Origin of the sequence: Roseateles violae (assembly GCF_030410485.1) — a bacterium.
Taxonomy (GTDB): Bacteria; Pseudomonadota; Gammaproteobacteria; order Burkholderiales; family Burkholderiaceae_C; genus Roseateles_D; species Roseateles_D violae.
In genome coordinates, this window is record NZ_JAUHHC010000002.1 from 646,746 (window position 1) to 667,005 (window position 20,260).

Sequence of the window (20,260 nt, forward strand, 5' to 3'; positions counted from 1 at the left end):
GCGGTTCTGGAACTTCGATGCTGTCGGTCGACCGATGATTCATCACCTGGGTGAGCCCTGAGTCGCCATCGAGGGCTTTCTCGCCTCCAGCATCTGGTGCTCGGCGGCCCGTACGGCCGATTCCAGCTGTTCGTCGAGGCTGACGGCGCCGACGCCGGGGAGCTCGGCAACGATCAGGAAGCCCCTGTCATGCCCGTCGGCACTGAAGGCCTGCACCAGACGCAACTGGTCGCTGGCGAGCAGGCGGCCGTCGGTTTCCGACCACTGCTCCGCGGCGACCAGGCAGCCGGCCGAAGGCGTGCCGGGGAAGTAGGGCTCGCCGCGGTAGTAGGCCGGGTTGATCGTCGTGCCGTGCATCAGGATGTCATCGCGGCCGGCCAGGCCGGCAAGCCAGGCCTCGCGCAGCGGCACGCGCCAGGAGGCTGGCAGCAGCGCGTCGTAGGCGGCCTCGCTCCAGCGCTGGCCTTGCTCGGCTTCGTGCCGGAACTCGGCCAGGCTGGACTCGATCGGCAGCATGCTGTGCAAATAGGGCGTCGGGCCTATCCAGCGGTTGCCGGCCGTACCCGCACCACGCACCGTGAAGAGTCCGCGCGGCGTGTTGCCGGCGGTGATCGTGCCGGGCAGCCCGCTGCGTGCCAGGGCCAGCTGCGGGATCTGCAGCAGCTGGCCATCGGCATCCCGGACGAAGCGCCCGTCGGCACCGCGCAGCAGCGCCAGGCCCATCGCCCGACGGCCAGGACGCTGCAGGCTGAAGACCACAGGCAGGCCCGGTTTCAGCGGCACGGCCAGCAACTCGGCCAGCGGTGGCTCGCTCGCCGCTGCGGGATCGAGCGCCGCTTGCAGTGCCTGCAGGCGCGGCTCGTCGCAGCAGTCGGCACGCTGCCGCAGCGCCTCGCGCAGCGCCGGCGCCGCTGCAGCGTCGGCCTTCAGCAGGGTATAGGCCGCGATCGAGAACTCGCGCGGACCGGCCAGCTTGGATAGCAGCGGCCACAGCAGCGGCGCGGCATCGGCGGCGTACAGCGTGTGGGCTGCTGTCAGCAGCAGCCGCTGGCGCTCTGCGGGCTGGGCCGACAGGGCTGGCAAGGCGGCCAGCAGCGGCGCGCGGCCGGCGTCGATCTCGATGTTGAACAGCATGATCGCCGCCAGTGCCGCGGGCAGCTGGGTGGGATCGGCCAGGCGCTGCGGCAGCCGCTCGCGTTCGAGCGCCAGCATCGACAGCTCGGCCCGCTGCGCGGCGGCCGGCCAGCTGAAGTCGGCGCTCCGATAGGCCTGCAGTTCGGCCGGGCTGTGCCGCTTCTCCGGTGCAGCGCAGGCCGCCAGCAGCAGCGCAAGCAGGCAAGGTGCAAGCCGCTGTTTCAGTTCCGGCACGCCCCGGCCGCGCAACGCATCCAGGAAGGTCCGGCGTGGCGGGGGCCGGTTCATAGCAGCTTCTTCCACAGCAGCGCCAGCAACCGTTCCTCGGCCGGCGAGAAGCTGGAGTAGCGGCCGTGCAGTGCATCGCTGCCGGCGCGGATACCGCCGATGGCGTAGACGACGCCGATGCGGCGGCTGGGCTCGAAGATCAGGCCGGACAGCAAGCCATAGGCCTCGCCCAGATGGCCCCAGGCCTGCAGGCCGCCGGCCGACGTCAGCCGATCGCCCCATGAGGGTCCGCTGCGGTCGATGAAGTGCTGCACCCCCAGGCCCCAGGCCTGGAACAGGCCGCCCAGGTCGTCGCCGTTCCCGCTCGGCGCGTCGTGGCGCCAGTGCTCGCTGAGCATCGCGTCGATACTGGACTGCTGCAGGAAGCGCCCGCCCTTGTGGACGCCCCCGTTGGTCAGCATGGCCATCGCCGCTGCGAGGTCGCGCACGCGGGTCCGCAGCCCCCCCTGTGGTGCGAACAGGGCGGGGCGGCTGCCCGGCACGTAGTCCGCCGGCAGCGGAGGGGGCTTTGGCGCGGCGGCATGGTAGTCGTCCACCTGGGCGATCCAGCGGCCATCGGGATGCCTGCGGTACAGCGTGGCGAGCTCGGCAAGCTGAGCCGGCCTCAGACGATGCACGTCGAAACTGCCCTGCATGCCCAGCGGGCCCAGCACCTGTTCCTGCATCAACCGGTCAAAGCGAAGCCCGCTGGCGCGCTCCATGGCACCGGCGAGCACGACGTAGTTGAAATTGCAGTACTGGAAATGGCGGCCGGGCGCGGCCGCCGCCCATCTGAGGCCGCGCTGCACATGCCGCTGCAGCGTCATGCCGGTGTCGGCATAGCTGTCGCCATCATCGAGCAGGGAGCTCCGGTGGCTCAGCAGCAGTCGCGCCGTGATCGGCTGCTGCGGATGGTCCGGATGGCGCAGCGCGAAGCCGAGCGTGGCGCCGATATCGGCATCCAGATCGAAGCGGCCAGCTTCGACCAGGCGCAATGCGGCCAGTGCCACCACCAGCTTGGACACCGAGGCCATCCGGAACAGGGTGTTTACCGTGACAGGCAGGTCCCGCCGACTAGCGGCAGGCGCAATATAGCGGCGGCCGAAGCAGCCCTCGTATACGGTGCGGCCCTCGCGTTGCACCAGCACCGACAGGCTGGCCAGCGGGTTGGCCGGGTCATTGAGAAGGTCCCGCAGCCCATCGGCTTGGGCCAGGGCCGGCATCGCTGCCAGCAGCGGCAACGACAGCAGGCGCCGTCGCAGGGCATCGGGGTGGCAACCGAGGTTTGGTCCAGCGGACATCGCTTTCTCCATGGAAAGGGGCCGGCCCTGGAGGCCGGCCCCGTCGGCATCAGCGGAAGGTGTAGGAGAAATTCAGGCCGATGGTGCGCGGTGTCGTGTAGATCATCCGCGTGCCGAGCAGGGTGTCGCCGAGGTTCTGCACCGACACCTGGGCCCGCGTGTTGGCGATGTTCTGCACCCACAGGCTCAGACCCCAGTCCCCCTTGTAGAGCCCGACGTTGCCGTCGTAGAGCGTGTACGAGGGGTAGTACAGCGGTGGCGTCTCGCTGGCCGAATCGGTGCGGTCGTTGCCGATCTTGCCCACGTAGCGGGCCCCCAGGGCAGCCGAGAAGTCGTAGTCGTCGCCGATGATGGTGTTGAAGCGCAGGCCGAAATTGTGCTTCCACTTCGGCGCGCCGTTCAGCTGGCCGCCGGCCGACCAGACGCGGCAGTCCGGGCCGTCCGGATCGTCCGCGCTGCCGGGGCGGTTCCCGCCTTCGGTGTAGGTGCAGCGCTGCTTGGTGCTGACCCATTTGGCGCGGGTGGTGGCGGTGTTGTAGCTGAGTTGCCAGTTCTCGTTCAGGCGCAGCCGGGCCGAAAACTCCCAGCCGGTCGAACGGGCATCCGGTCCGTTCACCGTGCCGTTGAGCGGGAAGTCGATGCCCAGGCCGTACGGGTCGGGCAGGCCCTGCGAGTAGTAGGTCTGCACGTTCTTCCAGTCGATGCGGTAGACATCGGTCTGCACATAGAGCTGGCGATCGAGCATAAAGCCCTTCAGGCCCAGCTCGTAGTTGTCGGTCGTGTCCGGGCTGTAGTTCTGCGTGTCCGGCGCGACGAACTGGTTCGTCTTCGGGTAGTCGCGGAAGGAGTTGTTGCCGCCGCGGCGGAAGCCCTGCGAGTAGGTCGCATAACCGAGGAAATCCTCGGAAAGCTGGTAGGAGGTATTGAGCTTGTAATAGGACTGGCCCTTGTCTCTGCCTTCGTTCTGCGTCCGGGTGTCGGCCAGGCCGCCGGCGTAATCCACGATCAGCGCCGAGCCCTTGTCCGAATAGCGGAACACCCGAGCGCCGGCCATCACGCGCCAGCGATCGGTGACGGCGTAGTTCAGTTCGCCGTAGGCCGCCAGTTCCTTGTACTCGCTGCCCAGATCCTCCGAGTAGCCGGAGTCGGTCACACCGCCGACGGCGGCACGGTCGATGCCGGTGAAGTCGCCCTCCGGCGGCAGCTTGTCGATGCCGGGGAAGATCTCGTTGAAGCGCAGATTGCGCTTCTGCTTGGTGAAGAACACGCCGGTGATCCAGTTCAGCGGACCGTCACCCTTGGATACCAGCCGGGCTTCGCTGGAGATGCCGCTGTAGCTGTTGTCGAAGGTCATGTACAGCGAGTTGTTGGACTTGCGCACATTGCCGGAGGGAAACCAGTTGTAGAACGCGTTGCCCTGGTTGGTGTAGTCGGCCTGGCCGATGCGGCTGTCGCTGAAGCGCGAGGTGTTGGAGTGCAGGACCGCAAAGCCGAGGTCCCAGTCCAGGTCCAGGCTGTCGAGCTTGAAGTCGCGGTCGGCGAATTCCGGGTAGCGCGAAAGAATCGTGTGGTCGTTGACGACGGGCGGCGTCTTGCTGCTGTCGGTGTAGGTGCAGTTGGCGGGCAGGCAGGGCGAGATATTGAGCCGCCAGGCGGCATCGACCTGGGCCGGCGTCGTGGCATTGGCGATCTTCACCGGATACAGGCTCACGCCGCTGGTGCCGTGCGCCGTCTGGCTCTGCTCGGCGTGCGAGTAGCTGAGCAGCACGTCTGGCGTCAGCCGCCACAGCAGGGACACGCGGGCTGTGTTGACCTTCTGCCAGTCGTCGTCCTCGTACAGATTCTTGTTGGGATCGGGCTGTGTCGTCCAGGTCCAGGTGCCGGTGCGCCATGGCGGATTGGACAGGCGGTCGGTATAGCCCTTCTCGTCCAGCCGCGCCAGCGAGGCGCGCAGCGCGAAGTTCTCGCCCAGCGGCAGGTTGAACACGGCATCGGTGTCGTTGGACAGGCCGCCGTTCTCGGTCTGGTAGAAGCTGGTGTTCAGCTGCGCCTCGGTCTTGCCCAGGCGCGGCTTGTTGGTGATGTAGCGCACCGTGCCGCCGAGGCTGCCGGCGCCGTACAGCGTGCCCTGCGGACCCAGCAGGGTCTCGACCCGTGCGACATCCTTGATGCGGTAGCCGATGTTCGGCAGCATCGTGTCGTCGAGGTAATAGGCCAGCGTCGAACGGACGAACTGCTCGATATTGTTGGCGTTCACCGCCGACACGTTGAGGCCGCGCACCGTCACCGAGTCGGCGAAGCGGGCGCTGTTGCCGGGCGCGTTGATCGCTTCGCTGTGCGCGATCAGCTTCTTGATGTCGGTGATGTTCTCTTCGCGCAACTGGCTCTCGGTCAAGGCCGAGACGTTGTAGGGAATCTTGTGGGCCGCCTGGGCACGCTTGTCCGAGGTGACGATCACCGTGTCCAGGGTGGCGCTGGGCTTCTTGCTCGCGGCCGCCTGGTTGCCTTCCTCGGCCTTCTGATCCTCGGTCTTTTGCTGGCTGAGCGCCGGTGGTGCGTCGGATTGTTGTGCGCCGGCCGGCAGCGCGGGGTTCAGCGTCAGCAAGGCGATGGTGTGGGCGGCGGCAGTTGCCGTCGCACTTTTCTTGAAGTTCATGTCGATGCTTCGATAGGAGTACAAATGCCCGGCCGGACGACCGGCAGCGGGCTCGCCGGAGAAAACACCGCGCAGCAGCACGCGCCCACGCGCCGCGCGTTCGAAAGCGGGCGTGGCGTACGAATGGCGTGAGGGCGGCTGCACGCGGAGTCAAACGCGGGGCGGCAAAGCGCTCCGCGCCGGCCCGCTGCTAGGCGCCCGGCTCGAGACCGGATCGCACGGCGTGGCTGCTCAGGCAGCACTGGCGCCAGGCGATCACGAGCCCCTCCAGCATCGAAAACATCGACAACTCCTTCACCTCGCGACGGACAAGACCGCAAGCTGCGGCTGGACCGAGGGCGCTGTATCGAATCCTATTGGTTTGCTTGTGGTCTAAACAAACATCGGAGCTTGCAGCGTAAGCGCAGTAGTCTCCTCGGGCAACTAGGGTAGATACGCGTGATCGGCTATTCGAAATAGTTGGCTGCCGTTTCAAAATTTCATACCATTTATAGACCAGTGTGCGGTATCTAAGGCTTCGGAGCCGTTCCGTCGATGAAGAAAGTTCTTGTTGGCTTGCCCGTGGACGGGCGTCCGGTGGTGCGCCAGCAGGTGCAGGCGCTCGTCGCCGCGGGCGGCTGGGAACTGCGCATGCCCGAGGTGGCGCAACTCGGGCGGCCGGCTTGGCCGGCGCAGCGCGACCTGCTTGCCGCCTGGCTGGAGCGCGAAGCCGACGGTGCCGCCGGCGTCATCGTGTCGATCGACATGCTGGTCTACGGCGGGCGCGTCCCGGCGCGCTTCATCGGCGACGAGTTGAACGCGCTGCTGCCTCGGCTGTCGCTGATGCGGCGTCTGAAGCGGCGCGCGCCTCGGCGACCGATCTATGCCTTCGCCGCTGCGCTGCGGATCGCCAACAGCGGGCTTGCCGATGGAGAAAAGAGTTATTGGCCCGAGTACGGCCAGCGGCTGTGGGCTTGGTCCTTCCACGGCGACAGGTGCCGGCAGACCGGCGATCCGTCTGCGGCGACGCTGGCGGGCCGCGCGGAGGACGGCCTGCCCGCCGCGATCCGCGCCGATTACCTGGCGACCCGCGCGCGCAACTTCGCCGTCAATGTGGCGCTGCTGGACCTGGTGGAGCAGGGGGTGATTGACCGCTTGGTCCTGCCGCAGGACAACACCTCGGACTACGGGCTCGACGCTGCCGAGCGCCGGGAGTTGCGGCAGATGATCCAGGCCCGCGGCTTGAGCGAGCTTGTGCTGATCTATCCCGGGGCCGACGAGGCGATGCACACCCTGGCCGCGCATCTGGTCGGGCGCTTGCGCGGCAGTCCGCCCTTGCGCATCACCGTCAGCTGTAGCGACGCCGCAAACCTCGGCACGCTGCGCGCCCGGTACGAGGACCGGCCGCTGCTCGAATCGCTGGCAAGCCAGGTCGAGGCGGTCGGCGCCTGCCTGGTCGGCCCGGACGAAGCCGCCGATCTGCTGCTTGCCCTGCACAGCAGCGGCCCGGCGCAGGGCGACTGGGCGCTGCGTCTGCCCTTGCCCGCGCCGCAAGCCTTCAGCGCTGGATGGGCGGCGGCACTCGCGCGTTCGGACCTGCCCGTGGCTGTCGCCGACCTGGCCTATGCGAACGGCGCGGATCCGGTGCTGATCGAGGCGCTGGCCGCGCAGCGACTGCTGCCTCGCCTGGTCGGCTACGCCGGCTGGAACACCGCCAGCAACAGTCTGGGCGGCCTGCTTGCGCAGCTGGTGCTGGCACGTTCGGCCTGGGCCCGGCCGGCCAATCGGCTGAACACCGCGCTGCGCCTGGCCGACGACTTTCTATACCAGGCGCGGCTGCGGCAGACGCTGCGCGATCAGCTCGATGAGGCAAGGCTCCCCGCCGATGCGCTCGCTGCGGCGGCGCGCTCGCTGTTCGTGCCCGCGGCCGATGCCTGGCTGAGCGCAATGGGTTTGCCCGGTCGCATCAGCCGTTGCCATCTCCCGTGGGACCGCAGTTTCGAGATCGACCTGGAACTGCAGCCATAACCCTGGTGCGCTTGCCGCGACGTTTTTTGTATTGGATCGCGCCCCGCGGCCGCGCAGACACTCCGGCCGCAAGGCGTTTGACTGCAGTCCTCCAGACGTCAGGCCGGCCGCAGCCGCGGCTCCACCGAGGATCGATCTGCGTTCGTCGTACAGGGCGCACCGACCTCCGAGCTTCTTCCAGATCGGAGTCTTCCCCATGCTCAATCTCAGAGTCATCGCGAGCGCAGCCCTGCTGTGGCTCACCTCTCTGTCGGCCCATGCCCTGTGTCCGGACGGTGCCATCTACGACGCCGCGCTGAGCGCCTGCGTCAACAGCAGCGACGCCTTCGGTCCGTTCACGGACAAGATGGTCGGCAAATGCCAGGCCGCCGGCGGCGGTCAGGCCTGCACCAAGCTCTATCCCTATCTGGTCAGCGGCCACACGATCAATGTGCTGCGCTGGTCCAAGTCCTTCACCGCCAGCCTGCGTGGCACGGCGGCCTGCCCCGACGGCTCGGTGTTCTCGCCGAGCTATGGCAATAACTGCTTCGAGCAGCGCAGCGGCACGACCAACAATGTCTTCGGCAACTTCAGTGCAGCCGAGCTCAGCGCCTGCATCAGCCTGAGCGGCGGCAGCTCCTGCTATACCAACCGCTGGGAGGCCGGCTTCTACAACAGCGTACAAAGCCGCCTGGCCGCCTCGCCGCCCTCCGGCGGCACGTTCAACAACAAGTACGGCGCCTGGCTCTGGTATGCCGACGGCATCGGCAAGACCCATGTGCAGATCGCCGACCAGCTGAAGGCGCAGGGCGTCAAGCGCATCTTCATCAAGATCGCCGACAACACGCAGGCTTGCAGCGTCTATACCGACGCCTGCCTGAAGGCAACGACCGACACCTACAAGGCTCGCGGCATCGAGCCCTGGGCCTGGGCCTACAACTATCCCAACAACAGTGCCGCCCAGGCCGACGCCCTTTACCAGGCGGCCAGGTTCGGCTACGTCGGTTTCGTTTCCGACGTCGAGGTCGAGTTCGATCGCAAGAGCACCGAGCTGAGCGCGCTGTTCCAGGCCTTCGTCGCGGCCCGGGAACGGGCCAAGACCGACGGCTGGATCGCCGGCGCGGCGACAAGCTTCCCGCTCGGCGCGACGACCTGGGGCAACCCGGCCGACCACGGCATGCGCGTCGACATCATCGACCAGTACGTGGCCTTCCACATGCCGCAGACCTATCTCGAGGTCTGGGGGCCTACCTACATGGCCGACCCGAAGAAATGGATAGAGACGACCAACTGCGAATATCGCAACCTCGGTGCGAACAAGCCGATCTGGAACATCGTCTCGACCGAGCAAGACGTGATCACTTCGGCCCAGTTGGAACTGTTCATGGCCGCGGCCGGTCCGAATGCCAGCATCTGGCGCATCCCCGGCGGCGGCACGCCGACCTCGATCTGGAACGACTGGGCCGGCATCAACTGGGAGCGCTCCAGCTTCGTCGAATCCGCCTGCGGCACCGGCAACAATCTCTATGCCGACTACCTGAACCAGGGCAGCCCGGTGCCGCCGACCACCGTGCCCTACTGGAACCAGAACAGCAATGCGGTCAACCCGTCCGGCACCTGCAGCACGACCTCTGTGGCGATGCTGACCGACTTCTACGGCATCACGACGCCATCCACCATCGGCGGCTATGCGCGCACGCCCGACTACCTGATCAACCGCTTCGGCGTGGGCCAGACGGTGCCGGCGCTGGCGGCGATCTTCAACACCATGGCCGCCGAACGGGGCAGTGCGGTGCGCGACAGCGGCACGACGACCGGCACCATCGAGGAGCTGCGTGCCCGCGCCAGCCAGGGCAAGCCGACCATCGTCCATGGCTGGTTTACCAGCTCGGGTCACATCATGGTGGTGACCGGCTTCGACGGCGCCAACTACATCGTCAACGATCCCTACGGCAAATGGGGCCTCGTGACCGGCAGCTACGACACCTCGATCAGCGGCAAGGGCCAAAAGTACCCGAAGGCCGACTTCGACCGCGTCATCACCGACAACGGCCTGGGCAACGATCTGTGGCTGCATCGCTTTGACTAAGGCCGTCACGACAAGGCAAGACCCGGCAAGTCTGCGCCGGTCATCGATCGTCGTGACCCTGCTCGCGGCTATGCTGGCGGCGGTGGCCGCCGGTATCCATCTGCTGACGGCACCGATGCCGGCAGTCAGCGGGCAATCCCTGCCGCCGTCCGTCGCATTCCCGGCCTTGCCGGCGTCGAGCCTGCCGGCCACCGTGGCGGCGGCATCGGCCGCGCAGGCGCCGAAGGCCGGCGTCGGCGAGGCCCTACCTCAGGTGTTCACGACGGCCGTCGAAGAAGCCGCCAGCCGACCGACGCGCTCGCTGGCCGATCCCGACGCGCCGCGCGCGACGAGCAACTACCCTCGCCACAGTGCGCCAACGGCGGGGCGCTGATGTCGGGCCGGCGGCGGCCTCGAAGCTGCTCGGTGGAGTCGCCTAAGCGGGCGGGACCAGCCGCAGGATCGCGTCCATCGTGAGCGTCGCCGCGCCGGCCTGCATGCAAGCCGCCGCTCCGGCGGCCATGGCCCAGGCCAGATGGGCTTCGGGCGGGGCATCGGTCCGCGTCATCATGCTGACGATCAGCCCCGCCATCGAAGCGTCGCCGGCGCCCACGGTATCGACGACGGTCACGGCGGGCGGCCTTGCAGCGCTGCTTGACGTGCCGTGCAGCAGTTCGGCGCCATGCTCGCCCCGGGTCACCATCACCCAGGCCTGCGGATTCCAGTCGCGCAGCGTTCGCAGGCCGACGGCCGGGTCCGTCGTGCGGAACAGCCCGCACAGGTCCTCGTCGGACACCTTGATCACATCGGCCAGCTTGCACATGCGCGCCAGCGTGGCGTCGTAACGCTCGTCCATCAGCACGCGGAAGTTCGGGTCGTAGCTGATCCTGATGCCATCGGCCCTCAGCGACTCGGCCTGCGCCAGCAGCCGCCGTGCCAGCGGTTCGCGCGCCAGGCTGATGCCGCCGAAGTGCGCCCAGCTGATCGCTTCACGCCAGCCCTCGGGCAAGGCCGAGGGATCGAAGTGCAGGTCCGCGCTGTCGTCGCCGATGAAGAAGTACTGTGGTGGCGAGCTTTCATGCACGACGGCCAGCAAGGGGGACTTGTCGACGCTCTGCAGATAGCGCTCGTCGAGGCCCGCATCTAGCGTGGCCTGCCGCAACTGCCGGCCGAAGACGTCGGTGCTGATCGCGCCGGCAAAGGCGCTGGACACGCCCAGTCCCTGCATCGCACGGGCCAGGTTCCACGGCGCCCCGCCGTCGCAGGCGCGCCAGTGATGGCCGTCCACGCGGATCAGGTCGGTCAATGCCTCGCCGAAGGAGACGAAGCCGGGCAGAGGCCGGCTCATGCCTTGTCCTCGAAGGCATGGAGCAATTCGTAGCAAGCACCCATCGTGTGATAGTCGGTCTTGCCGGCCGGGCTCTTCTCGTCGCTGTACTTGCTGTTGTCGGGGCGCAGGATCCGGTACCAGGCGCCATGCCGATGATCGACGAAGTGAGCCCAGCTGTAGCGCCACAGGCGCTCGTAGTCGGCCCAGTAGCGCTCGTCGCCGCAGCGCTTGGCGAGCAGACCCGCGGTCGCCAGGCTCTCCGCCTGGACCCAGAAGTACTTGTCGGCGTCGCAGATGCTGCGGTCCGGGCCGAAGCCATAGCACAGTCCGCCGTTGAGCTCGTCCCAGGCGACCGACATCGCGGTGTCGAACAGCTCCTTGGCACGCGGCAGCAGCCAGTCGGCGCCCTGCAGCAGCTGCGCCCCATGCCGCTCGAGGATCAGCAGCAGCTTCGCCCACTCGGTCAGATGTCCGGGCTGGTAGCCCCAGGGGCGGAAGATATTGCTCTTGTCGTGGCGGTTGTAGTCCCAGTCGACCGACCAGTCTTCGCGGTAATGCTCCCAGATCAACCCGTCGGCCAGCGCGGCCTGGCGCTGCGTGATGCTGCGCGCCAGCGTCTCGGCGCGGTGCAGATAGCGCAGCTCGCCGCTGGCCTCGAAGGCCGCCAGCATCGCCTCGCAGGCATGCATGTTCGCGTTCTGGCCGCGGTAGGGGCGTAGCACCCAGTCGGCGCCGGCCTCGTCCGCATAAAGCCCCGCCGCCGGCTCCCAGAAACGCACCTCCATCAAGGCCCAGGTCTCGTCCATCCAGGCACGCGCCTCCGCGACGCCGGCCATCAGCGCATGCGCGTAGGCCAGCATCACGAAGGCCAGGCCGTAGGCGTGGTTCGTGCCGTCCAGCAGCTCGGCGCGGCCCTCGGCCCAGCGCAGCTGCCAGGCGTAGCCGCCGGTGGCCGGATCGCGGTGTGCCTCGCGCAAAAAGGCCAGGCCGTGGCGCAGCGCCGCGCGGTCGTCGTCGCGGCCGAAGCGGCGAGAGGCCATCGCGAAGTTGAAGACAAAACGGGTGCTGCTGACCAGATGACGGGTCGTCGCGTCGTAGACGCTGCCGTCATCGCGGTAGAAGTGGTAGAAGCCGCCGCTCGCATCGGTGCAGCGCGGGCGGTAGAAGTCCATCGTGTGGCGGATGTGGGCGTCCAGCGTGGCCGGATCGCGAAAGTCAGGGAAGTTCATTGCAGCTCTTTCAATCGGGCCAGCAGCAGCTCGGCCATGTGTCTGTGATCGTCGGCGTCGGGATGCGAGCCGCAGCCGCCGCCCTTGAGCGGGCCCCAGTCCAGCAGGCCGATGCGCCGATGACCGGCGGCCTGCTGCTCGTCGACCAGGCGCTGCACCAGCGGCCGCAGCCGGTCGCCATTGGCCGGCAGCGGCAGGCTCAGCAGCAGGATGCTCGGATCGCCATAGCGCTGCCGCAGATCGGCCAGCAGCGCGCGGTAGGCCTGCAGGAAGTCGCGCTCCAGCGCCTCGGCATCGCGCGGCTCGCCCGGCTTGACCGCGGTCGAGAAATCGTTGGTGCCCAGGCCGATGACGACGGTCTGCGGCAGCCAGTCACGCGCCGGCAGGCTGGACGGATCATCCTGCAGCGCGCGGGCGTAATGCGTGCCATGGGTCTCGTCCGGCAGGCCGCCGGCCCAGTTGCGCACCAGGCCGGCGCCGGTCTTGGCATGGATCTGCCACTCGGCGCCGAGCGCGCGCGCCGTCAGCACCGCAAAGCCCTGCGTGATGTCGGTACGGGCGCCGATCTCCGGCCCCGTGCAGGCGCGGCCGGGCGATATATTTCCCATCGCGGCCGTGTACGAGTCGCCGATGAACTCGATGCGCTGCGCCGGCTTGGTCGCGGGCGGCAAGGCCGCATCCCCATGCTCCAGTTCGAAGCCGAGCACCCGGGCCGCCTTGGCCGACGATTCGGTGCGCTTGACCAGCCGCACATCATGCTCGCCGGCGCCGAGGCCGCGCAGCCAGATCAGTCGTTCGCCGGGCTCCGGCGCGATCTGCAGCTTCGCCTGGCCGTCGACCTCGACGACCCAGTAGTTGAGCGCATCGTCCAGCCGCAGGCCCAGCGATTCGCCGCGAATGCGCAAGCGCCAGTTGACGCCGGGCCAGGTGGCGAGCCAGCCGCCGCCGGAGATCGGCACGATGCGGCCGCTGGTCTGCACCAGGTCGGCCGGGACCCGGTCCGCCGCGGCGGTGCCGAGCAAAGCCATGCCGAGCAGGCCGGCCGCCATCAGCTTGTTCATCTTCATCCTCTCTGCTTTCGCGTGGCCGTTCATCAGGCCTTCCAGACCCAGGCGCGGCGCGTGAAGGCCAGGGTCAGGGCCGACACCGCGGCCGTGAACAACAAGCCCTTGGCCAGCCCCTGCAGCCAGCCGCTGTTCAAGGCCGACCAGGGGGCATGCAGGCCCGACAGATGCAGCAGCGGCAGCACGACCAGGGCACCGGCCACATAGGCCAGCAGCGGATTGCGGCCATGGATGGCCAGCCAGCGGGTGAGCGCGGCGGGCAGCCCGCGCAAGGCCAACAGGGCGAAGAAGGCGAGTCCGCTGCCGACGGCGTAATAGCTGAAGGTCGAGCTGTCCTTGCGGATCCCGCCCTCCAAGGCCTCCAGGGCCAAGCCCAGCAGCAGCAGATAGCCGCCGGCCTGCACGCAGCGCTGGCCCAGCGGATCGAGCGCCGAAGCACACCACAGCAGCAGACCCGTCAAGGCCAGGCTGGCCAGCAGGTTCCATCCTGGTTCTCTCGCGTAGAGCAGGCTCAGATTGGTGACGATCAGCGTCAGCGCGACCGCAGCCGGCCAGCGCGGCGCCGCTTCGCAGCGAGCGGTTCCGATCAGCCATTCGCCGGCGAACATGCCCGGCACGAGGATGAAGAGGTACTTCAGGTAGTAGAACTGGTAGGCCCAGGCCGCTGGGGTGAAGCCGGCCAGCGCGGCGTTCCAGCTGCCGCTCACCTGGCGCCCCAGCAGGACGGCGGCCAGCAGCGGCAAAAGCGCGATGCGCAGCAGCGGCCGGTCGCGGGTGAACCAATAGAGCAGACCGCCGAACAAGGCCATGTCGGCCAGCACCAGCAGGATGATGTCGCTACGGCCCAGCTCGAATCCGGCTCCGCGCTGAAAGGGCAGCAAGGCCAGCAGCAGGGCGGATCCGCACCATGCGGCGGCCTTGATCTTCGGCCGTGCCGGTCCCAGCATCAGGCTCAGCAGCCCAAAGGCCAGCAGCGGCAATGTCAGCGCGGCCCAGGGCGCCAGCGACTGCAGGTTGGCTGGCTTCATGTGCTGGGTGAACAGCGCAAAGAACAGCAGCAGTGCAAAGCGACGGCCGATCGCGACGAGGGCCTCGAGATTGCCCTTCAGCTTGCGCATGGCCAGCGGCATAGCCGCGCCCATGCTGAACAGGAAGAAGGGAAAGACCAGGTCCACCCAGCTGATGCCGGCCCGTGTCGGCTCGAAGCGATGCAGCGGCGGAGGCTGTTGGGCGTGGAACATCCAGCCCGGCAGCGCATCGCCGAAGGCCAGGCTGCCGGACAAGACCATGCCGAGGATGGCGAGGCCGCGCAGCGCATCCAGGGCGGGGTCACGCGGCGGCGTCATCGGTCCGCTGCTTCTTGAGGCCCGCTACGGCCGGCGATCGCGCCGGGGCGCCTTGTTGCGTCGCTGCCGGTAGCACGGCGGCCGGTGGCAGGGCCGGCATGCTGCGGCGACAGGGTTCCGGCAGGCGGGGGTAGTAGGGCAGGGTGCGCATCGGGATATCTCGCGGAGCAGGCGCCGCGGCCATCGTCGCCGGCGGCAGGTGGTTCGACTCGGGACGCTGTCGGTGACTAGCTAGCTGCGCGTCTCGAGGGCGGTCTTGAACCAGGCTGCCACCGCTTCGGTCCGCGTGATCGCGGTGCCGACCGTCACGGCCCAGGCGCCAAGCTGGATTGCTTGGGCAGCCTGCTCCGGCGTGTTGTAGCGGCCCTCGGCCATCACGCGCGGCAGCTGTCGGCTCAAGCTGGCCAGCAACTCGTAGTCGGGCTCGCTCGGCACTTCGTCGCTGGTGTAGCCCGACAGGGTCGTGCCGACGATGTCGAAGCCCAGCGCCGCAGCGGCCCGTGCATCGGCCAGGCAGGAGCAGTCGGCCATCGCGACCGCGCCGCCGGCATGGATCGCCTGCAGCAGTTCGCGCACCGGCACCGGACGCACCCGTTCGGTGGCGTCGACGGCAATCACGTCGGCGCCCGCCCGCAGCAGCGCCTGCACGTCTTCCATCAGCGGCGTGATCCGCACCGGCGAATCGGCCAGGTCGCGTTTGACGATGCCGATGATGGGCGCCGTGATGCCCTGGCGCACGCGGGCGACGCGCGCCGCGCCTTCGATGCGCACCGCCGAGGCGCCGCCGCTCAGCGCCGCCAGCGCCAGGCGCAGCACCACCTCGTCGTCGTCGAGCGGGCCGTTCTCGACCGGCTGGCAGGAGACGATCAGACCGCCCTTGACGATGCGGTCCAGTTCGCGCAGCCGGGCTTCACGCCCGGGCGCGCGGCACAAGCTCCCTTCAGTCAAGATTCGGCTCCTGCATGTCGCGCACGACGTTCAGCTCGAAGCGATAGCGATCGGCCCGGTACAGGCTTTTGCCGTATTCGACCACCTCGCCCTTCGTCGACAGGGTGATGCGCTCGACCAGCAGCGAGGGCGAGAAGGCCGGGACCTCCAGCATCTCGGCCTCTTCCTCGCTCAGCACGGTGGCCTGCAGTTGCTGGCTGGCCGAGCGGATCTGTACGCCGTACTGCTTGTCCAGCAACTCGTACAGCGAGCCGCTCTTCAGCGCGGCCGGGTCGAAATCGGGCAGGCGCGCCTGCGCCAGATAGACGGTCTCGAGCGCCATCGGCTCGTCGTTGGCCATCCGCAGGCGGCGGATCTCCAGCAGGGGCGAGCCGGGCACCAGCTTGAGCTTCTGCGCCAGCTTGGCCCCGGCGGCGACGGTGTTGATCGACAGCAGCTCGCTGGACGGCGAGAAGCCGCGTGCGCGCATGTCCTCGGAGAAGGAGATCAGCTGCGGCCGCTTGACGACCGGCTGGCCCGACACGAAGGTGCCGGCGCCCTGCTTGCGTTCAAGCAGGCCCTCGGCCTCCAGCTCGCGCAGGCAGCGGCGCAGCGTTTCGCGGGCCACGTCGAAACGCTCGCTCAGCTCGCGTTCCGGTGGCAGCCGTCCGCCATCGGCGTTCTGCTGGATCAGCGTCAGCAGGTTCTGCTTCAGCTGCTCGCGCTTCTGTGCTCTGTCCATCACCATTCCTTCACGGCCCTGAACTTCATTGGTTCGTTTTTGGTCTACAAAATATACAGCAAGAAGCCTAATGGCACGACAAAATCTAGACAACTAGGGTAGACGCGCAGCGATTTAGGGCAATAAGCGCTGGATTTGGCAGCTCAGTTGTGTACCATTGCTAGACCAAAAGGATGTTGACCTTGCCTTCTCCCGATTCCGCGCGCCGCCGCCTGCTGCAGGCGCTGTCCGCCAGCCTGCTGCCCGCCGCGAAGCCGCTGTGGGCGGCCCGCGCCGAGCAGCGGCTGGAGTTCTGGACCATGCAGCTGTCGCCGCATCTGGACGCCTATGTGAACGAGCTGATCGCCGGCTTTCAGGCGCGCCATCCGGGCGTGACGGTCAAGTGGGTGGACCTGCCCTGGGCCGAGACCGAGCGCAAGCTGCTCAGCGCGATCGCCGCCGGCGGCAGCCCCGACGTGGTCAACCTGAATCCGCAGTTCTCGGCCAAGCTGGCCGAGTTCGGCGCGCTGGCCGACCCGGAGCAATACCTGGGCGCCGACGAGCGCGCCGACTACCTTCCCGCCGCCTGGAATGCCAACCGCCTGGACGGCCGCTGCTTCGCCTTGCCCTGGTACCTGAGCACCAACCTGACCCTGGTCAACCAGCGCCTGCTGGGTGGCGCGGACATTCCGGCCAGCCACCAGCAGCTGCTGGCCGCCGCGCCGGTGATCAAGCGCGGCAGCGGCGCTTTTGCCTACTTCCCGGCGCTGGACGGATCCAGCCCGCTGGAGACCCTGGTGGCGATGGGGGCCGAGCTGCTGAGCCCGGGCGGCTGCGGAGCCGGCTTCATCAACGTCGAGGGCCAGCGCGTGTTCGACTTCTACCGCCGCCTCTATGCCGAGGGCCTGACGCCGCGCAATGTCGTCAGCGAGGGCCATCGCAAGGCGGTCGAGATGTTCCTGTCCGGCCAGGTCGCCGTCGTCTCCAGCGGCATGCAGTTCCTCAGCTATATCCGCAACGCCAATCGCGATGTCTACCGCGAGATCGAGGCCGCGCCGCAGCTGCACGCGCCGGGCCGCAAGCCGGGCATTGCGGCGATGAACCTGGTCGTGCCCGAGGCCAGTCCCAACAAGGAGCTGGCCTTCCGCTTCGCCCGCTTCGTCACCGCGCCGCTGCAGCAGCTGGAGTTCGCCCGGCGCGTGCCCATCCTGCCCTCGACGCGGGCCAGCTATGCCGATCCGCTGTTCGCCGCCCCCGACAGCAGCGATCTGCTGGGCCGCGCCCGCGCGCTGTCGGCCCGCCATGTGCTGGACGGCGAGGTGCAGGTGCCGCCGCTGCGCAACTACAACAAGCTGCGCAGCAATTACGCGCGCAATCTGCAGGCGGTGATGCTGGGCCGCCGGCCGCGCGACGAGGCGCTGGCCGACATCGGCCGGCAATGGGGCCAGTTGCTGGGATGCAAGCGATGAAGTCGAACTACTGCGCACTGGCGCTGGACGTCGGTGGCACCAAGATCCTCGCCGCCGCGATCGGCGCCGACGGCGAGCTGCTGGGAGAGGCCGAGCGTCCCACCGAGGCCGCCCGCGGCGGCGCTGCGGTGCTGGATGCGATGCGGGCGGCCTTGGCCGATCTGCCCGCCGGTTTGCCAACCGTGCGGGGCCTGGGCATCTCGGCCGCCGGCGTGATCGATCCGGACACGGCGCGCGTCGTCGACGCCACCGACGCGATGCCCGGCTGGGCCGGCACCGATCTGCGCGCCGCCTTCCCCGGCATGGCCGTCCATGCCTTGAACGACGTTCACGCCGCCCTGCTCGGCGAGCTGGCCTGGGGCGCGCTGCGCGAGCGGCCGCTTGCGAACGCGGTGATGCTGACGCTGGGCACCGGTCTGGGTGGTGCACTAGCCATCGGCGGCCGGGTCCACACGGGCAAGGGCCATATCGCCGGCCATTTCGGTCGCGCACGGCTGCAGCATGGCGGCCGGTGGCGCAGCGTCGAGTCCCTGGTATCCGGCACCGGCCTGGCCAATCTCTACCGCGAGCTCGGTGGCGAGCTGCCGCCCGAGGCCGGTGCGCGCGCCGTGCTGCAGGAGCCTCTGGATGCCATCGCTGAAGCTGCGCTGGCGATCTGGGTCGAGCAGCTGGCGGCGCAGATCCACAACATCCGCTGGACGCTGGACCCAGAGTGCGTCTTGATCGGCGGCGGCATGTTGGACGCGAAATCGCGCTGGTGGCCGCAGCTGCAGGCGGCGGTGCAAGGCGTGACCCTGTTGCCGGCTGCTCTGGGCAAGCGGGCAGGGGTGTTCGGCGCGGCGCGGCATCTGTTCGATCAACTGGAGGCCGGCACATGAACTCACGCCATGGCCTGTTGCCCTATCTGTTCCTGCTGCCGGCCTGCAGCCTGATCGGCGGCTTCGTGCTCTATCCGGCGCTGCAGGCGCTGCTGCTGAGCTTCACCAGCTTCAATATGATCACGCCGGCCGAATGGATCGGGACGGCGAACTACCAGCGCTTGGCGGCCGATCCCTTCTTCTGGTCGGCGCTGCGCAACAGCCTGCTCTACCTGATCGTCGTCGTGCCGGTGCTGGTGATCGCGCCGATCGGCCTGGCGGTGCTGGTCGACGGCGCGCTGCCCGGCGTGCGCCTGTTCCGCGCGCTGTTCTACCTGCCGGTCGTCACCTCGCTGGTGATCTCGGGCCTGATCTGGAAATGGGTCTACGAGGAGCGCGGCCTCTTGAACTATGTGCTGCAGGCCAGCGGCCTGGTGGCCGAGCCGGTGGCCTTCCTGACCGATCCGGGCAATGCGCTGTTCGCGGTGATGGCCGTCACCGTCTGGAGCGGCATGGGCTATTACATGGTCATCTACCTGGCCGGCCTGCAGGCGATCCCGCGCCATCTGTACGAGGTGGCCGAGGTCGAGGGCGTCAGCCGCTGGCAGCAGTTCGTCCACATCACCTTGCCGCTCTTGCGGCCCTCGATGGCGGTGGTGGCGGTGATGTCCTCGATCGCGGCGATGAAAGTCTTCGAGGAGATCTATGTGATGACCCAGGGCGGTCCGATGGACGCGAGCAAGACCCTGGTCTACTTCATCTACGAGACCGCCTTTGCCGAGTTCGAGATGGGCCTGGCCTCGGCCGCCGGCGTCGTGCTGTTCGGCATCACGCTCCTGCTCTCGCTGATCAATCTGCGGCTGTTGAAACGCAAGCACTGAAAAAATGAAGCCCCTCGTCCAAGGAGTACCTTGGCCGGTCCCCCGAGGGGACGGCGATGCTTGCGGCGTTGAGCCGCAAGCACATCGCCATGGTGGGCCGGCTTGGGAGCGGCCCGGCGCTCGGCCCGCAAGCGATTGCCTCATGGACAACTAAAGTGCAACGTCTTTTTCTGCGCTACCTGGTGCTGTGCCTGTGGGCCGTCGTCACCGTCGGGCCTTTCCTGTGGCTCTTGTCGACCTCGCTGAAGGGCGGCGGCGAAAACATCTTCGCCTACCCGCCCTCGCTGCTGCCGGCCGAGCCGACGCTGGCCAACTATGAGCGGGTGCTGCAGAGCCAGCCGCTGTGGCGCTATCTGCGCAATAGCGCGCTGGTGGCCGTGCTGGCGGTTTGCTGCAATCTGCTGTTTTCCTCGCTGGCCGGCTTCGCGCTGGCGCGGCTGGACTTCCGTGGCAAGGCGCTGATCTTCGCGGCGCTGCTGGCCTCGATGATGATGCCCTTCCAGCTGCTGATGATCCCGGTCTACCAGCTGGCGGTGAGCTTGGGCCTGCGCAACTCGCTGCTGGGCCTCTTGCTGCCGCACGCCTGCACCGCCTTCGGCATCTTTCTGATGAAGCAGGCCTTCGAGGGCGTGCCGCGCGCGCTGGAGGAGGCGGCGGTGATGGAGGGCGTGAGCCTTTGGCGGGTCTGGTGGTTCGTCTTCGTGCCGCTGGTGCGGCCCAGCCTGGCGACGCTGGCGGTGTTCAGCTTCATCGCCGTCTGGGGCGATTTCCTCTGGCCGCTGATCATCATCGACGAGCCCTCGCTGTTCACCTTGCCGCTGGGCGTGAACCGGCTCTCCAGCACCTTCTCGCTGGACTGGCGCCTGGTGGCGGCCGGCGCGGTGTTCTCGCTGATCCCGGTGCTGGCGGTGTTCGCCTTCAGCCAGCGTTACTTCATCGACGGCGCGCTGAAGGGCGCGGTAAAAGAATGATGAGCAACTCCATCAATGGCCGCGAAGCGGCATCTGACCAGGGAGGGGCCGAG

The 20,260-nt window shown here is 68.1% G+C and carries 16 protein-coding genes; 7 read left to right on the plus strand and 9 right to left on the minus strand.

Going from position 1 to position 20,260, the window contains the following annotated elements:
- Nucleotides 1-42: 42 nt before the first annotated feature.
- The 3 genes from QWJ38_RS08510 to QWJ38_RS08520 are packed head-to-tail and all read right to left on the minus strand — an operon-like array spanning nt 43 to nt 5,358.
- Entirely contained in the window at nt 43-1,422 is a 1,380-nt protein-coding gene (locus tag QWJ38_RS08510; protein ID WP_290358619.1) for a hypothetical protein, read from the minus strand.
- A complete protein-coding gene (locus QWJ38_RS08515) occupies nt 1,419-2,714 on the minus strand; it encodes a serine hydrolase domain-containing protein (protein ID WP_290358620.1) in 1,296 nt (431 codons plus the stop codon). The genes QWJ38_RS08510 and QWJ38_RS08515 overlap by 4 nt, the downstream gene beginning before the upstream one ends.
- Nucleotides 2,715-2,751: 37 nt before the next feature.
- A complete protein-coding gene (locus tag QWJ38_RS08520) occupies nt 2,752-5,358 on the minus strand; it encodes a TonB-dependent receptor (RefSeq protein ID WP_290358621.1) in 2,607 nt (868 codons plus the stop codon).
- Nucleotides 5,359-5,892: 534 nt separating this feature from the next.
- Between QWJ38_RS08520 and QWJ38_RS08525 the strand changes: the two genes are divergently transcribed.
- The 3 genes from QWJ38_RS08525 (at nt 5,893) to QWJ38_RS08535 (ending at nt 9,806) form a co-directional block, all read left to right on the plus strand.
- Nucleotides 5,893-7,365 carry a DUF4127 family protein gene (locus QWJ38_RS08525; protein ID WP_290358622.1) on the plus strand — a complete coding sequence of 491 codons (1,473 nt, stop codon included), beginning with the start codon at nt 5,893-5,895 and terminating at the stop codon, nt 7,363-7,365.
- Nucleotides 7,366-7,561: 196 nt separating this feature from the next.
- Nucleotides 7,562-9,433, plus strand: a complete 1,872-nt coding sequence (locus QWJ38_RS08530) for a C39 family peptidase (RefSeq protein ID WP_290358623.1) — start codon at nt 7,562-7,564, stop codon at nt 9,431-9,433.
- Between the two features lie 52 nt (nt 9,434-9,485).
- Complete coding sequence (locus tag QWJ38_RS08535) at nt 9,486-9,806, plus strand: hypothetical protein (RefSeq protein WP_290358624.1); 321 nt, start codon at nt 9,486-9,488, stop codon at nt 9,804-9,806.
- 42 nt (nt 9,807-9,848) lie between these two features.
- Here QWJ38_RS08535 and QWJ38_RS08540 read toward each other — a convergent pair whose 3' ends face one another.
- The 6 genes from QWJ38_RS08540 to QWJ38_RS08565 form a co-directional block, all read right to left on the minus strand.
- Nucleotides 9,849-10,760, minus strand: a complete 912-nt coding sequence (locus QWJ38_RS08540) for a carbohydrate kinase family protein (protein WP_290358625.1) — start codon at nt 10,758-10,760, stop codon at nt 9,849-9,851.
- The gene (locus QWJ38_RS08545) at nt 10,757-11,971 is read right to left on the minus strand and encodes an AGE family epimerase/isomerase (protein ID WP_290358626.1); all 1,215 of its coding nucleotides are present in this window, start codon (nt 11,969-11,971) and stop codon (nt 10,757-10,759) included. The genes QWJ38_RS08540 and QWJ38_RS08545 overlap by 4 nt, the downstream gene beginning before the upstream one ends.
- Complete coding sequence (locus tag QWJ38_RS08550) at nt 11,968-13,038, minus strand: SGNH/GDSL hydrolase family protein (protein WP_290358627.1); 1,071 nt, start codon at nt 13,036-13,038, stop codon at nt 11,968-11,970. Before QWJ38_RS08550 ends, QWJ38_RS08545 begins: the two co-directional genes overlap by 4 nt.
- A 26-nt stretch (nt 13,039-13,064) precedes the next feature.
- Nucleotides 13,065-14,381, minus strand: a complete 1,317-nt coding sequence (locus QWJ38_RS08555; protein WP_290358628.1) for a DUF5009 domain-containing protein — start codon at nt 14,379-14,381, stop codon at nt 13,065-13,067.
- Nucleotides 14,382-14,612: 231 nt separating this feature from the next.
- On the minus strand, nt 14,613-15,329 hold the full coding sequence (locus QWJ38_RS08560; protein ID WP_290358629.1) for an N-acetylmannosamine-6-phosphate 2-epimerase: 717 nt from the start codon (nt 15,327-15,329) through the stop codon (nt 14,613-14,615).
- On the minus strand, nt 15,322-16,050 hold the full coding sequence (locus tag QWJ38_RS08565; protein ID WP_290358630.1) for a GntR family transcriptional regulator: 729 nt from the start codon (nt 16,048-16,050) through the stop codon (nt 15,322-15,324). The genes QWJ38_RS08560 and QWJ38_RS08565 overlap by 8 nt, the downstream gene beginning before the upstream one ends.
- A gap of 182 nt (nt 16,051-16,232) precedes the next feature.
- Here QWJ38_RS08565 and QWJ38_RS08570 point away from each other — a divergent pair, with 182 nt between their 5' ends.
- The 4 genes from QWJ38_RS08570 to QWJ38_RS08585 all read left to right on the plus strand — a co-directional run bounded on the left by QWJ38_RS08570 (nt 16,233) and on the right by QWJ38_RS08585 (nt 20,207).
- On the plus strand, nt 16,233-17,498 hold the full coding sequence (locus QWJ38_RS08570; protein ID WP_290358631.1) for an ABC transporter substrate-binding protein: 1,266 nt from the start codon (nt 16,233-16,235) through the stop codon (nt 17,496-17,498).
- Nucleotides 17,495-18,376, plus strand: coding sequence for an ROK family protein (locus QWJ38_RS08575; RefSeq protein WP_290358632.1), 882 nt, complete (start codon nt 17,495-17,497; stop codon nt 18,374-18,376). Before QWJ38_RS08570 ends, QWJ38_RS08575 begins: the two co-directional genes overlap by 4 nt.
- The gene (locus QWJ38_RS08580) at nt 18,373-19,236 is read left to right on the plus strand and encodes a carbohydrate ABC transporter permease (RefSeq protein WP_290358633.1); all 864 of its coding nucleotides are present in this window, start codon (nt 18,373-18,375) and stop codon (nt 19,234-19,236) included. Before QWJ38_RS08575 ends, QWJ38_RS08580 begins: the two co-directional genes overlap by 4 nt.
- Before the next feature lie 155 nt (nt 19,237-19,391).
- Entirely contained in the window at nt 19,392-20,207 is an 816-nt protein-coding gene (locus QWJ38_RS08585) for a carbohydrate ABC transporter permease (RefSeq protein ID WP_290358634.1), read from the plus strand.
- Nucleotides 20,208-20,260 lie beyond the last annotated feature (53 nt).

Bases quoted from the DNA above. Each gene is read 5' to 3' on its own strand.
- QWJ38_RS08540 (WP_290358625.1), bottom strand. From the start codon at position 10,760: ATGAGCCGGCCTCTGCCCGGCTTCGTCTCCTTCGGCGAGGCATTGACC.
- QWJ38_RS08525 (WP_290358622.1), top strand. From the start codon at position 5,893: ATGAAGAAAGTTCTTGTTGGCTTGCCCGTGGACGGGCGTCCGGTGGTG.
- QWJ38_RS08545 (WP_290358626.1), bottom strand. From the start codon at position 11,971: ATGAACTTCCCTGACTTTCGCGATCCGGCCACGCTGGACGCCCACATC.
- QWJ38_RS08555 (WP_290358628.1), bottom strand. From the start codon at position 14,381: ATGACGCCGCCGCGTGACCCCGCCCTGGATGCGCTGCGCGGCCTCGCC.
- QWJ38_RS08530 (WP_290358623.1), top strand. From the start codon at position 7,562: ATGCTCAATCTCAGAGTCATCGCGAGCGCAGCCCTGCTGTGGCTCACC.
- QWJ38_RS08520 (WP_290358621.1), bottom strand. From the start codon at position 5,358: ATGAACTTCAAGAAAAGTGCGACGGCAACTGCCGCCGCCCACACCATC.
- QWJ38_RS08515 (WP_290358620.1), bottom strand. From the start codon at position 2,714: ATGGAGAAAGCGATGTCCGCTGGACCAAACCTCGGTTGCCACCCCGAT.
- QWJ38_RS08510 (WP_290358619.1), bottom strand. From the start codon at position 1,422: ATGAACCGGCCCCCGCCACGCCGGACCTTCCTGGATGCGTTGCGCGGC.
- QWJ38_RS08550 (WP_290358627.1), bottom strand. From the start codon at position 13,038: ATGAAGATGAACAAGCTGATGGCGGCCGGCCTGCTCGGCATGGCTTTG.
- QWJ38_RS08565 (WP_290358630.1), bottom strand. From the start codon at position 16,050: ATGGACAGAGCACAGAAGCGCGAGCAGCTGAAGCAGAACCTGCTGACG.
- QWJ38_RS08580 (WP_290358633.1), top strand. From the start codon at position 18,373: ATGAACTCACGCCATGGCCTGTTGCCCTATCTGTTCCTGCTGCCGGCC.
- QWJ38_RS08575 (WP_290358632.1), top strand. From the start codon at position 17,495: ATGAAGTCGAACTACTGCGCACTGGCGCTGGACGTCGGTGGCACCAAG.